Below are 12,511 nucleotides of genomic sequence, written 5' to 3'. Positions count from 1 at the left end.
GGCGCGGTGCGGGCGGGCGCTGGCGGGCCGGCTGGCATCACCTGCACCTGCACAGGCTGGCCAGCAGGCGCGGTGGTGGTCGGTGCCGGCGGCGCGCTGCCATCAGGCGGCAGCAGGTCGCGCGGGCGGCCCACCGGTTCTTCCGGCAGGGCATTCATGTCAATCACCGCGCCCGGGTCCTGCCCGCGCACCGCCTCGTGGATCACCTCGCCCTCGCCGGACACGTCCATGCCCTGGCGGTCGGCCGGCGCCACCTTGTAGGGGCCGGGATCCGCCTCGATCAGCGGGGCCTGGCTGGCTTCCATATAGCCCTGGGTCGAGCCGCCATCGCGGCGGCCGAGCAGCATCAGCAGCGCCACCGCGGCAACGGCGGCCAGCGCCAGCACGGCGATGGCGATGTTGAGGATCGGGCGCTTCTTCGGCTCCGCGCGCAGCGGCGCGGCTTCCGCCAGCCACGGGGCATCTTCGTCGCGCCCAGCCATCAGTGCAGCTCCTCGGCAGCGGCCACGCCGATCACGGCGAGGCCATTGCGGATCACCTGCCCGACAGCGCGGGCCATGGCCAGCCGTGCGGCCGTCAGGTCGGGCCGGTCTGCCAGTACAAAGCGGCGGGTCGCATCATCATTGCCGGCGTTCCATTGGCTGTGGAAGGCGGCGGCGAGATCACCCAGATAGAAGGCGATGCGGTGCGGTTCGCGCGCGTCGGCGGCCTGTTCGATGATGCGCGGGAAGTTGGCGGCCATCTTGACCACGTTCAGTTCATCGGCATCGAGCAGCGTCAGGTCCGGCGCCGGCAGCGCCAGCCCAGCCTCGGCGACCTTGCGGCCCAGCGAGGCGATGCGGGCGTGGGCATATTGGACATAGAAGACCGGGTTGTCGCGGCTCTGTTCCACCACCTTGGCGAAATCGAAATCCATCAGCGATTCCGGCCGCTTGGTCAGCATGACGAAGCGCACGACATCCTTGCCGACTTCCTCGACCACCTCGCCCAGCGTCACGAAGGTGCCGGCGCGCTTGGACATCTTCACCGGCTCCCCGGCGCGCAGCAGCTTCACCAGATTGACGATCTTGATGTCGAGCGGAACCTTGCCATCGGAAAGCGCCTTCACCGCCGCTGTCATCCGCTTCACATAGCCGGCGTGATCGGCGCCGAAGATGTTGACCAGCGCGTCAAACCGCCTCGTCAGCTTGTCCCAGTGATAGGCGACGTCGCCGGCAAAGTAAGTCCAGTTGCCGTTGGATTTCATCATCGCCCGGTCCTGGTCGTCGCCGAAATCAGTCGAGCGGAACAGGGTTTGCGGGCGCGGTTCCCAATCATCGGCGGCTTCGCCCTTCGGCTTTTCCAGCACGCCTTCATAGATAAGGCCCTTGGCCTTGAGCGTATCGAGCGATTCCTGCACCCGCCCGCCGAGCGAGGCTTCGGAGAAGAAGATATCCTGTTCGATGCCGAGCAGGGCGAGATCGGCGCGGATGCGCTCCATCATCAGGGCGACGGTGCGGGTGCGGAACAGGGTCAGCCACTCGGCTTCCCGCGCGGCCACATATTTGTCACCGAACTCGGCGGCAAAGGCCTGGCCGACCGGCACCAGATAATCACCGGGATAGAGGCCCTCCGGGATCTCGATCGTCTCGCCCAGCGCCTCGCGGTAGCGCAGGTGGGCGGAGCGGGCGAGCGTATCGACCTGGCCGCCGGCATCGTTGATGTAATATTCCTTGGTGACCTCCCAGCCGGCATATTCCAGCAGCCCGGCCAGCGCATCGCCCACCACGGCGCCGCGGCAATGGCCCATGTGCATCGGCCCGGTGGGATTGGCGGAAACATATTCGACGTTGATGCGCTTGCCGGCGCCCCCGCTGGAGCGGCCATAATCGGCACCAGCGCCCAGCATGGCGTCGATCTGCGCGTGCCACACGCTGTCGGCCAGCTTCAGGTTGATGAAGCCCGGCCCGGCGACTTCGGCGGCGGATATGCCCGGCTTGGCTGTCAGGGCGGCGACGAGCGCCTCGGCCAGTGCACGCGGATTCAGGCCGGCCGGCCTGGCCAGCACCATCGCGGCATTGGTGGCGAGATCGCCATGCGACGCATCACGCGGCGGCTCCACCGTCACGTTGGCATAGGACAAACCGGCCGGCAGCGTGCCAGCTTCGGTCAATTCATCCAGCGCCGCCCTCACGGTGGCGGCATAGTCGGCAAACAGGTTCACAGCTTCGGGCTTTGCATGAAGGAAGGGGATCGCCCGTTCCCTAACGCCAAGCAGCGGCGGCGTCTATCTGGTCTCCTGGCATCTGGTCAGACGAAGCCCAGCGCCTGCTCGAAATCGGCGATCAGGTCGCCGGCGTCCTCCACCCCGATCGAGACGCGCACCAGATTGTCGGTGATGCCCAGTTCCTGTTTGCGCGCCGGGGGCACCGAAAGATGGGTCATGGCGGCGGGGTGGGAGGCGAGACTTTCGGTGCCGCCCAGGCTCACAGCCAGTTTCACCAGCTTCAGATTGTCGAGCAGGCGGAAGGCCTCGGCCTCGCCGCCCTTGACGATCACCGAGAAGGTGGAGCCAGCCCCTGAACAATGGCGGGCATAGATATCGGCCTGGCGCGAGCCGGGCTCGAGAAAGCCGAGATAGCCGACGCGCTCGATCTTGGGATGATCGCGCAAGAAAGCGCAGACCTTTGCGGCATTCTCGCCGGCGCGGCTCATGCGCAGCTCCAGCGTTTCCAGTGAGCGCAGCAGCATCCAGGCGGTGTGCGGGTCGGTGATGGTGCCGATCGTGTTGCGCATCATGCGGATGGGGGTGAGCGTCGCCTTGGCGCCGATGCAGGCCCCCGCCACCAGATCGCTGTGGCCGCCGACATATTTGGTGAGCGAATAGAGGGTGACATCGGCGCCCTGGTTGAGCGGCTGCGCCCACAACGGCCCGAGGAAGGTGTTGTCGATGACGATAGGGGGCAGCGTGCCCCCGCCCAACACGGCGGCGCGCGCGGCGTGGACGGCCTCCACATCCACCAGCGCGTTGGTGGGATTGGCCGGGCTTTCCAGATAGATGGCGGCGATGCGGCCCTTCTGGGCGGCGGCGCCCAGCACGGCTTCGATTTCGGCCTGGGTGGCGCCGGCCGGGAAATCGAGCCAGGTCACCCCCAGCCGGCCGAGGATGCGGCCGATCAGCGTCTCGGTCGCGGCATAGAGCGGGGCGCTATGGACGATGACATCGCCGGGCTGCACCAGCGCCAGGAAGGTGGTGGCGATGGCCGACATGCCGCTGGAGAAGGTCAGCGCCTCTTCGGCGTCTTCCCACAGGGCCAGCCGGTCCTCCAATATCTCCTGATCAGGGCCGTTGAAGCGGCCATAGACCAGGCCTTCCGCCCCGCCGGGCCGCACGCCGGTGATGCCTTCGAAGAAGCGCTTGCCGTCGGCAGCGGTCTCGAACACGAAGGTGGAGGTGAGGAAGATCGGCGGCTTCAGCGCGCCTTCCGACAGGCGCGGATCATAGCCGTGGCCCATCATCATCGTCGATGGCCGCAGCTTGCGGTTGCCGATGCTGCGCGCCTGATGATGCATGGTGCGGTGGTTGCCGCCTGTTGGATCAGGCGTGTCTTTGGCCATGGTTCAGATGCTCCCGGCAGCGTAACGCCGCCGCCGGTGAAGCTGAATCAAATCGGGCGCGGGCGCAAGCCGGATGGCCGCGATCAGGCAGCAACGGTGTCAGGCAGCTACGGCGTCTCTGGGCCAGGCGCGTTGCGGGCCACCAAATTGGGTGAGGCGCAGCTTTTCCTGCGCAGCGCTGCGCGAGGTGGCGATGACATGGTCAACCCCGGCGATGCTGATCGCCAGCGTGCCGGCATCGGTGGTCTCGATCAGGCCCTTGGACTTCAGATACCAGACGTGGAAATCCAGCGCATCGTCCGAGCAGACCAGCACGCGCTGCAATTCCATCACGCCGACGCCCGGCTCGCGGGTGCGTTCGCGGCGGCGCTTGTAGAGCAGCATCAGCATCTCGGCGTGCACCTCGGCATCCGACAGGGCGGCGCGCTCTTCGGCCAGGATCGAATCGCTGGTGGAGAAGGCGAAACCGGTGTGCTCGCTGTAGATCGCATCATAGGCGAGGCGCTTGGTGTGATCCTTCAGCGCGCGATAGGCTTCGACCACCGCGTTGAACTGCACGACGTCGGCGGTGTCGGGATGATCAGGGTGATAGAGCTTGGCCAGCCGGCGATAGGCGATTTCCAGCGTGCGGCCATCGCATTCCGGATGCACGCGCAGCACGGCGTAATAATCGATGAAGGGCTGATCATGGTCCATCACGGCTCTCCCCCTGTTGGGCGCCGGTGGACTCGAACCATACCAACGCAACCAACTAATAATCTTTTGTTAAAGAAGATCGCCAATTTGTCAATATTCCGGCGTGGTAAATGCCGTTACCCCGCCAAAAATGCGGAGTTGCACTCCGCACGACACCGGCGCAGCCTGCCAGCATGAGCCATTTGCCTGCACTTGAAGCCAGCCTGGAACTGGCCGTCACCCGCAGCGGCGATCCGCAGCCGGCGATCTATGCCCGGCTGTTTGCCCTGCACCCGGCAATGGAGGCGGAGTTCTGGCGGGACGGATCGGGCCGCATCCGCGGCGAGATGCTGGCCCGCAGTTTCGAGATGGTGCTCGATCTCGCTGCCCCCCACGCGCCGGAAGGCGGCCAAGGAATCGGAGGTTGGGGCAGCGCCTTTCTGGGCACCGAGGCGGTGACCCACGACGCCTATGGCATCCCGCGCGCGGTGTTTGCCGATTTCCTGCCCATCATGGCCGGCGTGATCCGCGACACGTGCGGCGATGGCTTCACGCCGGCGATGGCCGCTGCCTGGGATCTGGTGCTGGACCGCGCCGCCGCGACGCTGGCCGCGCTGCCGGGCAGCAGCATGGAAGCGCGCGTCATCGATGTGGACGACGTGTTGCCACCCCGGGACGAGCGCGGCATCTTCTTCCCGATGCGCTGACCGGTCAGCCCGGCGGACGTAACAGATCGGCCCACACGAAGCCGTCGATCAGATTGTCACCCTTCAGGCTGACCTGGGCCCAGCCATCACGCGTGGCCAGCACATGCACGAGCTGGCCCGGCGCCAGCCCGTCGAGCCGATTGGCCGTTTGACTCGGCAACCCGCGCAGGATGGCAGCCTCGCGGGTGGCGACCAGCATGGGGGCGGGCGGCGCATGGGCAGGCGCGGCGATGAACGGCACCGGCGCGGGGGCCAGCGCATCGGGCCGCCACAGGGTGACGCCCAGTGCCTTCATCACGTCCTCGGCATGGCAGGCGAGCGCGCAGTCCTGCGGAAATCCCGATCCCTGTGCCGGAAAGCCGACATTGACTCCAGCCAGCAGGGGCAGCGCCTTCCCGCGGCCATCGGTCAACAGCCATGGCGCGCCGGAATCCCCATGGTCGATCAAGGGTCCGGACGTGGACGGATCAGGCTTGATCAGGAACCCGCGCACCGTCTTGACGCCCGTATCATACTGGATTGGCACGGCCACATCCGGGTCAACAACGATGCCAAGGGTAACGCCGGTGGCAGTGCCGGATTTGATCACCTGCGCATCTTTTGTCACCCGCGCCACCGCCTGCATTGTCACGCCCAGGCGGGCAACCTGATTGTCTGCAGTGCCAGTCGTGATGCGGGCCAGCCCGGCATCAAGTGGCGGATTGCCGGCAACTAGCGCGACCTTGCCGCACGGCTGAGCGCCCTGTTCGGCGCAAACGACCTTGGCCTTGGCGACCACCAGCACATGGCCGACAGACATGAGCAGGACGTCGGTTGGGTCATCGCTCGCCACGCGGGCCGTGACTGTGCCTGATCCCCCGCCGGTGCTGATGCCAGTGCCAGGCCTGATCACCATCAGACTAGCCCACGGTCGCCGGGCAGGCTTTCACCTGGTCCAGCGCAGCGGCGAACGGCATTGCAGACTGAAGATTCTCCACCGCCGCAATCCTGTCGAGCAGCGCGGCCAAGGTTTCATCAAACTTCTGCGTGCGCGTGATCACGTCGGCTACAATTGCCGGGGCTCCGGTCGCGGTCGGGTCCTTCTTGGGCGGTATCATGGCCTTGAACTGATCGAGCAGCGTTGGGTAGCTGAGATCAGTGCCTTCAAGCCCCTTGCTGGCCACCTTCAGGGCGATTCTTGAAACAGCCACCCTGATCGTTGCGGGTGCGGCGCGGCCGGCCACTTCGTCCGCCACGCTGGCCGTATAGGCCGCCTTGGCCCGCACAATCCCCTCGCTCAGCTTTGTCAGCGACTGCTGCATGGCCGTTCGCTCTTCTTCGCTGCCATCCGTAACGCCGCTCAGCCCCTTTGCTTCCCAGAAGAGCGCGGTTGCGATCTGATCGCCAAGCTCTCGCCGCCTTGCGGCCAGTTGCTCCACGCCGGTGTCTTTTGTGGCCCCCTGATTGACCAGAAAGACCGACGCTGGCGCATGGATGCAGGTCAAGGCTTCATGGCCTTTCAAGTAAAGGCCAGGCAGCGACTTTGGCGACAGCGCGCCGCGCCCGATCTCGTAGGCGCCCGCACCGATGCCGACAAAGGCGAGCACCTGGGCGACACCCGCCGGATTGGCGATGGTCAAGACGGCGGCTCCAGTGGCGGCCGCAATGGTGGGCAGGGTGAGGAGCCGATTGTCCTTTGCCGTGCGCTGATAATTTCTGGCGTATTGGGCGGCCAGCTTGTCCGCAGTGTCCAGCGCCGGCCCGACATCATAGGGGCCGGTTGACGGCATCGTCGAAGGCTCAGGCAAGGGCGGAATGCTGGCTGCACAGCCAGCCAGGATGACGGGAATCGCGAGGATCAGGGCGCGGTGCATGGTTTTCCCCCGTTGCACGCCGGCACACCCCCATGTGCCAGCCACGACCCGCGTTCAAGATTTCATGATTCGCTATGTCAGGCAAGCCCACTGCACCTCACGGCAGCACCGGCGCCGCCGTTGCCTCCGCGCCGCGCATCACGGTCACGCTGTTGCTGGGGCCGGCCTGCCTGGCGGGAGCTGTCGCTGGCACGGCGCCGCTGCCCGGCTTGCGGATCAAACGGGTGGGGGTGCCGTCGTTGAGGTCGCTCAGTTGCAGGCTTTCAAGGCGGATGCGGTCTTCGTCGCCGAGGTGGCGCAGGGACAGGCTGATGCGGCCGGTGGCGACGGCCAGGGTGAGTTTCTGGGCCTGGGCCGGTGTCAGTTCCAGCGTCGCGGTCTTCACCACGCCGGGCTTGTCGCGGGCGATGTTCATGTCTTCCCCCACCGCCAGCACGCGCACATTCTGGGCCAGCAGCTCGGCGTGGGGCAGGGCGACGTCGGGCTCCTCGGTCAGCAGCACGTCCACCCGGTCACCGGGAAACAGCAGGCCCGACACGCCCGAAACCTCGTCCACCGGCACCGCCAGCGCCCGCATGGAACGGCCGAGCAGCGGCGTCGCCGAGAGCCGGGTGCCACCGGCGGCCAGCGCGGCGGCGGTGATCACCTCATTGGCCGCGATCGGCCGCAGCGCAGCGTGGCCGCTGCCCTGCACGACCGCCTCGAGCTGGCGGAAATGGCCCTGTGGGAGGGCGGCGACCGGCAGCTCGACCAGCTTGAGCTTGTCCGCCGTCAAGGCCTGGCCAAAGCCGATATCGGCCGCGGCAACGACCACGCCGACGGTGGGCACCGCGGCCCTGGCTGGTCGTTGCCCGCCTGGCTGGGTGCGAGCCAGGAAGACGGCGGCCAGCGCCAGGATCATGCCGGCGGCCAGCATGATGAGCGACCGCCGCTGCCGGCCTTCGCCGCGATCATTCCGGCCCAGGCGATACAGCAGCGGCGGCCGATGCCGACCCAGCACCTCGCGCCAGCTCTCCTCGATTCCCATCGCGCACCCTCCCCATCGCGCATCCGCATTGCCGAAGTGGTAACGGGCGCGGGGGCAGAGGGTTTAGGCGGGCGATTGACCTTGACAGGCCGGCGTGCCCCAATGGCCGCCTGAACAAGCCGGGGGGCAACAGGTGGGCAGCATGCGGGGTTTGTGGGCGGAAGCGGTGGGCACCTTCTTCCTGTTTGCAACGGTGATCGGCTCGGGCGTGCTGGCCCAGCAGTTGGGCAGCGGTGAAGTGCTGCTGGGCGTGCTGGTGGTGACCCTGGCCACCGTGATGATGCTGCAACTTCTGGTCACCATGCTGGGCCCGGTCTCGGGCGCGCAGTTCAACCCGGTGGTGAGCCTGGTGCTGCGCCTGCGCGGGCAGAGCAGCTGGGGCGCAATGCTGGTGATGGTGGCGGTGCAGATCGCCGCCGGCATTGCGGCCGTGCTGTGCGTGCACGCGATGTTCGGCCTGCCCATCCTGCAGGTGGCGACCAACGCCCGTGGCGGGCCCGGTCTGATGCTGGGCGAGTTTGTCGCCACCTTCGGCCTGATCCTGACCGTGCTCCTGACCGGCCGTCACGCGCCGCACGCCGGGGCGACCAGCGTCGCGCTCTACATCGGCGCCGCCATCCTGTTCACCTCGTCAACCTGCTTCGCCAACCCGGCGATCACCATCGCCCGCGCGCTCAGCGACACATTCACCGGCATCGCGCCCGCCCATGTGCCGGGCTTCATCGCCGCGCAATTCGCCGGCGGGCTGTCAGCGCACTGGCTAGAGCGGGTGTTGTATCCGGAGGGGTGAACGGGCCACCGCTTCCCTAAACCTTGGACGCCCATGGTGCCTGGCAGGCCCGTTCATGATTGCGCGAGGAACTGCTAACTCAGGCTGACAACGGGATGGGCAGATAGCCGGCCGTTGCCTGACATCCGGCTCGGCCAATCGGCCCATCCGTTCGGGTGACGACAGATTGGCCACATCTGTACATTTTGCCTCCGGTCGTGATGGACAGGGGATGCAAACCATGAAGAGTTTCAGGAGCACCGGCGGCCTCGCAATGGCGATGTTTGCCGCAGTGGCGTTGCTTGCCGACGCACCGGCAACGGCCGCCAGTGTTTCTGTTTCGGCCAATGCGGGCAATTATCCGGCATTGCCGAGCAACATGACAGTCTACACGGATCAACACAGCATCAATAATCGCCTGCCCGGCGCTGGCAGCCTGGGCGATCTAGTCCGCACAGACAATGGTTTGGTGACGTTTGTCGGACCCGGCAGCCATTCGCCACGCTGGGCCATCTCGGCGAGCGAACCGCAATCGTCGGCGCGGGCCTATGGCGATCTGAGCACCGGCAAGGTGGGGGCCTATGCCGCGACCACCCCGTCCGGCTTTGCGTCGTCCAGCGCCATCATCTCCGATACGCTGACCTTCGCCATTGCCGGCGCTGGCGCCAGCACCATCACACCCTTGCGCATGCTCCTGACGCTGCATGCTGAAACGCCCGATGCGCATGGGGCCTTCGTTTTCCAGGCCGGAACCGGGAAGTTCCTGGTGCTGGGCGATCTGGCAACACCCTATTATTCCACAAACAGCGGCCTGAGCCACTACAACACATGGGTGGAAGGCTCGACCCGGTTCTTCGACGTGGTGCTCGACCTCGAAGGCGCCAACCCGACCTTTGGTGTTGAAATGACCCTCGAAGCCATTGCCTCGCTCGGTTCGACGTCGGACTTCTACAACACGGCCGGCCTGCAGTTTCTGCTGCCGCAGGGCATGACCTACACATCCCAGTCCGGCGTGTTTCTCACCGCCACCGGCGTGCCCGAACCGGCAACATGGGCGATGCTGGTTGCGGGCTTTGGTCTGGTGGGCGCGATCTCGCGGCGGCGCGTCAAACCGGTCGCCGCCTGATCGGCGGTCACGCGGCTGCCAACCCGTCTTCCGGGATGGCATAGAGCAGCGCAGCGCCGCGCATGGCCGACGCGCTCAGCGCCTGCACTTGCGGCAGCAGTTGCTCGGCGAAGAAGCGGGCGGTGGCACGTTTGGCGGCGGCGAACTGCGGATCGGGGTGGGCGCGTGATGCGAGGGCCTGCCTGGCGAGCAGCCAGCCGCCAAGGGTGAGGCCCATCAGCTTGAGATAGGGCGTGGCGCCGGCGGCGACATCGTCAGGGTTGTTGGCGCCGGCGAGCCAGAGCGAACTGGTCTGCGCCGAATCCAGCGCGTCCTCCAGCCACGGGGTGATGAGCTTCAATTCCTCGTCCTCATCGAGATCGGCGAGGGTGGCGCGGACCTCGCCCAGGAGGTCCTTCCAGTGCTGGCCGCCGTCCATGCCCAGTTTGCGGCCAACCAGGTCCATCGCCTGGATGCCGTTGGTGCCTTCATAGATCGGGGCAATGCGGGCATCGCGCAGATATTGGGCGGCGCCGGTCTCCTCGACATAGCCCATGCCGCCGAACACCTGCACGCCCAGTGAGGCCACCTCGACGCCGATATCGGTGGCCCAGGCCTTGGAGATGGGGGTGAGCAGATCGGCGAGGCCCTGGCCGGACTTGTCGCCCGTGTGCGCTCGGTCAACGGCGGCGGCGTTGAGATAGACCAGCGCGCGGCTGGCTTCGGTGAGCGCCCGCATGGTCATGATGGTGCGGCGCACGTCGGCATGCTCGATGATGCGCACCGGCTCCCGCCCGCCGCCAAATTTGGCGCTCTGGACGCGGGTGCGGGCATAATCCAGCGCATGCTGCATGGCGCCTTCGGCAATGGCGACGCCCTGCAGGCCGACCTGCACGCGGGCGTTGTTCATCATGGTGAACATGGCGCGCATGCCGCCGCCTTCACTGCCGACCATCCAGCCGATGCAGCGGTCATTGTCGCCAAAGCTCATCGTGCAGGTGGGGGAGGCGTGGATGCCGAGCTTGTGTTCAAGGCCGACGCACTTCAGGTCATTGCGGCTGCCGTCGGGCAGGAACTTGGGCACCAGGAACAGGCTGATGCCCTTGGTGCCCGGCGGGCTGTCGGGCGTGCGGGCGAGGACAAGGTGGACGATATTCTCAGCCGCGTCATGCTCGCCCCAGGTGATGAAGATCTTGGTGCCCTTGATGCGCCAGCTGCCATCGGGATTGGGCTCGGCGCGGGACTTCAGCGCACCGACATCGCTGCCGGCGGTCGGCTCGGTGAGGTTCATGGTGCCGGTCCACTCGCCGGTGACGAGCTTCGACAGATAGCGTTCCTGCAGTTCCGGGGAGGCGTGGGCGGCCAGTGCCTCGATGGCGCCCTGGCTCAGCATCATGCACAGCGCGAAGGCCATGTTGGCGCTGGTGATCTGTTCCTGCACGGCGACCGCAACCGCAAAGGGCAGGCCTTGGCCACCGTGGGCTTCCGGCACGCCAAGGCCTGCCCAGCCGGCCTCGACATAGTGGCGATAGGCCTCGACGAAGCCGGCCGGCAGCGTCACCACGCCATCGTTCAGTTTCGCGTGCGCCTTGTCGCCGCTCTTGTTCAGCGGCGCGAAGACTCCCGCGGCCAGCTTGCCGGATTCGGCCAGGATCGCGTCCACCATGTCGGGCGTGGCGTTGGCATAGGCCGGCAGCGCGGCGAGGCCGGGCAGATCGGCGATCACGTCCAGCACGAAACGCTGTTCGGTGGTGGGGGCGGTGTAGGGCATCGGCGGTTTCCGTTTTCTTGTCTCACTCGGTATAGACGCGCGCCATGGCCGACAAAAGCCGCATCCTGCTCTCCGACGCCGCCGGCATTGCCGCAGCGGCCGATGTGCTGCGCGCCGGTGGGCTGGTCGCAGTGCCGACGGAGACCGTCTACGGTCTGGCGGCGCGCGCCGACGATGGCGCGGCGGTGGCCGGCATCTATGCGGCGAAGGGCCGGCCCAGCTTCAACCCGCTGATCGTGCATGTGGCCGATATCGCCCAAGCCGAAACGCTGGCCCTGCTTTCCCCGCTCGCCCACAGGCTGGCCGCCGAATTCTGGCCGGGGCCGCTGACCCTGGTGCTGCCGCGCCGCCCGGATGCGCCGGTGGCGTTGCTGGTGACGGCGGGCCTCGACACCATCGCGCTACGCTGCCCGGCGCACGCGATCATGCAGGCGCTGGTGCGCAGCGTCGGCCCGCTGGCGGCGCCGTCGGCCAACGCCTCGGGGCGCATTTCGCCAACGCGGGCCAGCCATGTGCTGGCCAGCCTCGACGTGCCAGTGATCGACGCCGGGCCGAGCGCGGCGGGGGTTGAATCAACCATCGTGGCGGTGACGGAAGGCGGCTGGCGCCTGCTGCGGCCGGGGGCGGTGGCGGTGGAGGCGATTGCGGCTGTGGCGGGGCACCCCCTCACCCCGCTCGCCGTTGGCGAGTCGCCCTCTCTCGCAGTGGGAGAGGGGATTGTCGCGCCCGGCATGCTGGCGTCGCACTATGCCCCGCAGCAACCGGTGCGGCTGGAGGCGGTAACGGCGCAGCCAGGCGAATTTCACATCGGTTTCGGCCCGGTGGCCGGCGATGCCAGCCTGTCGGCCAATGGCGACCTCACCGAGGCCGCGGCCCAACTGTTTGATCTGCTCCACGTGGCGCAGGCGTCGGGCCGCGCGGCCATTGCGGTGGCGCCGGTGCCGCGCCACGGCCTGGGGCTGGCGATCAATGATCGCCTCGCTCGCGCCGCAGCGCCGCGCGGCTAG

11 protein-coding genes and 1 pseudogene are annotated in these 12,511 nt (G+C 67.2%); 4 read left to right on the top strand and 8 right to left on the bottom strand.

Annotated features, from left to right (window positions below; translation table 11 throughout):
- The 4 genes and pseudogenes from GJ693_RS09445 to GJ693_RS09430 form a co-directional block, all read right to left on the bottom strand.
- Window positions 1–482 (bottom strand): annotated as a pseudogene (locus tag GJ693_RS09445) (hypothetical protein); the annotation flags it as partial.
- Window positions 482–2,203, bottom strand: a complete 1,722-nt coding sequence (argS, locus tag GJ693_RS09440) for an arginine--tRNA ligase (protein WP_156256059.1) — start codon at window positions 2,201–2,203, stop codon at window positions 482–484. The pseudogene GJ693_RS09445 and the gene argS, both read right to left, overlap by 1 nt.
- 86 nt (window positions 2,204–2,289) lie before the next feature.
- Entirely contained in the window at window positions 2,290–3,552 is a 1,263-nt protein-coding gene (locus GJ693_RS09435; RefSeq protein ID WP_235902782.1) for a cystathionine gamma-synthase family protein, read from the bottom strand.
- A gap of 144 nt (window positions 3,553–3,696) precedes the next feature.
- Window positions 3,697–4,293, bottom strand: a complete 597-nt coding sequence (locus GJ693_RS09430) for a J domain-containing protein (RefSeq protein WP_156256057.1) — start codon at window positions 4,291–4,293, stop codon at window positions 3,697–3,699.
- 173 nt (window positions 4,294–4,466) lie between these two features.
- On the opposite strand from GJ693_RS09430, the gene GJ693_RS09425 reads away from it, so the two are divergent.
- Window positions 4,467–4,979 carry a globin gene (locus GJ693_RS09425; RefSeq protein WP_156256056.1) on the top strand — a complete coding sequence of 171 codons (513 nt, stop codon included), beginning with the start codon at window positions 4,467–4,469 and terminating at the stop codon, window positions 4,977–4,979.
- Window positions 4,980–4,983: 4 nt separating this feature from the next.
- On the opposite strand, the gene GJ693_RS09420 is transcribed toward GJ693_RS09425, so the two are convergent.
- From GJ693_RS09420 to cpaB, 3 genes are all read right to left on the bottom strand, one after another.
- Window positions 4,984–5,778 carry a hypothetical protein gene (locus GJ693_RS09420; protein WP_156256055.1) on the bottom strand — a complete coding sequence of 265 codons (795 nt, stop codon included), beginning with the start codon at window positions 5,776–5,778 and terminating at the stop codon, window positions 4,984–4,986.
- Window positions 5,779–5,878: 100 nt separating this feature from the next.
- The gene (locus tag GJ693_RS09415) at window positions 5,879–6,832 is read right to left on the bottom strand and encodes a hypothetical protein (RefSeq protein ID WP_156256054.1); all 954 of its coding nucleotides are present in this window, start codon (window positions 6,830–6,832) and stop codon (window positions 5,879–5,881) included.
- A gap of 97 nt (window positions 6,833–6,929) precedes the next feature.
- On the bottom strand, window positions 6,930–7,859 hold the full coding sequence (gene cpaB / locus GJ693_RS09410) for a Flp pilus assembly protein CpaB (protein ID WP_235902780.1): 930 nt from the start codon (window positions 7,857–7,859) through the stop codon (window positions 6,930–6,932).
- Between the two features lie 142 nt (window positions 7,860–8,001).
- Between cpaB and GJ693_RS09405 the strand changes: the two genes are divergently transcribed.
- On the top strand, window positions 8,002–8,649 hold the full coding sequence (locus GJ693_RS09405; RefSeq protein ID WP_156256053.1) for an aquaporin: 648 nt from the start codon (window positions 8,002–8,004) through the stop codon (window positions 8,647–8,649).
- Window positions 8,650–8,869: 220 nt separating this feature from the next.
- Window positions 8,870–9,754: a PEPxxWA-CTERM sorting domain-containing protein gene (locus tag GJ693_RS17490; protein WP_235902777.1), complete on the top strand. Its 885-nt coding sequence runs from the start codon at window positions 8,870–8,872 to the stop codon at window positions 9,752–9,754.
- 7 nt (window positions 9,755–9,761) lie between these two features.
- Here GJ693_RS17490 and GJ693_RS09395 read toward each other — a convergent pair whose 3' ends face one another.
- Entirely contained in the window at window positions 9,762–11,504 is a 1,743-nt protein-coding gene (locus tag GJ693_RS09395) for an acyl-CoA dehydrogenase (RefSeq protein ID WP_156256052.1), read from the bottom strand.
- Window positions 11,505–11,548: 44 nt separating this feature from the next.
- On the opposite strand from GJ693_RS09395, the gene GJ693_RS09390 reads away from it, so the two are divergent.
- Window positions 11,549–12,511: an L-threonylcarbamoyladenylate synthase gene (locus tag GJ693_RS09390; protein WP_156256051.1), complete on the top strand. Its 963-nt coding sequence runs from the start codon at window positions 11,549–11,551 to the stop codon at window positions 12,509–12,511.

Source organism: Sandarakinorhabdus oryzae, from assembly GCF_009733735.1.
GTDB classification, from domain to species: domain Bacteria; phylum Pseudomonadota; class Alphaproteobacteria; order Sphingomonadales; family Sphingomonadaceae; genus Sandarakinorhabdus; species Sandarakinorhabdus oryzae.
Note: the sequence above shows the minus strand (reverse complement) of the source record. Positions and strands in the feature narration are given on the sequence as shown.

Coding starts and splice junctions, on each gene's coding strand:
- GJ693_RS09435 (WP_235902782.1), bottom strand. CDS start 3,552: ATGCATCATCAGGCGCGCAGCATCGGCAACCGCAAGCTGCGGCCATCG.
- GJ693_RS17490 (WP_235902777.1), top strand. CDS start 8,870: ATGAAGAGTTTCAGGAGCACCGGCGGCCTCGCAATGGCGATGTTTGCC.
- GJ693_RS09405 (WP_156256053.1), top strand. CDS start 8,002: ATGCGGGGTTTGTGGGCGGAAGCGGTGGGCACCTTCTTCCTGTTTGCA.
- GJ693_RS09395 (WP_156256052.1), bottom strand. CDS start 11,504: ATGCCCTACACCGCCCCCACCACCGAACAGCGTTTCGTGCTGGACGTG.
- cpaB (WP_235902780.1), bottom strand. CDS start 7,859: ATGGGAATCGAGGAGAGCTGGCGCGAGGTGCTGGGTCGGCATCGGCCG.
- GJ693_RS09420 (WP_156256055.1), bottom strand. CDS start 5,778: ATGTCTGTCGGCCATGTGCTGGTGGTCGCCAAGGCCAAGGTCGTTTGC.
- GJ693_RS09425 (WP_156256056.1), top strand. CDS start 4,467: ATGAGCCATTTGCCTGCACTTGAAGCCAGCCTGGAACTGGCCGTCACC.
- GJ693_RS09390 (WP_156256051.1), top strand. CDS start 11,549: ATGGCCGACAAAAGCCGCATCCTGCTCTCCGACGCCGCCGGCATTGCC.
- GJ693_RS09415 (WP_156256054.1), bottom strand. CDS start 6,832: ATGCACCGCGCCCTGATCCTCGCGATTCCCGTCATCCTGGCTGGCTGT.
- GJ693_RS09430 (WP_156256057.1), bottom strand. CDS start 4,293: ATGGACCATGATCAGCCCTTCATCGATTATTACGCCGTGCTGCGCGTG.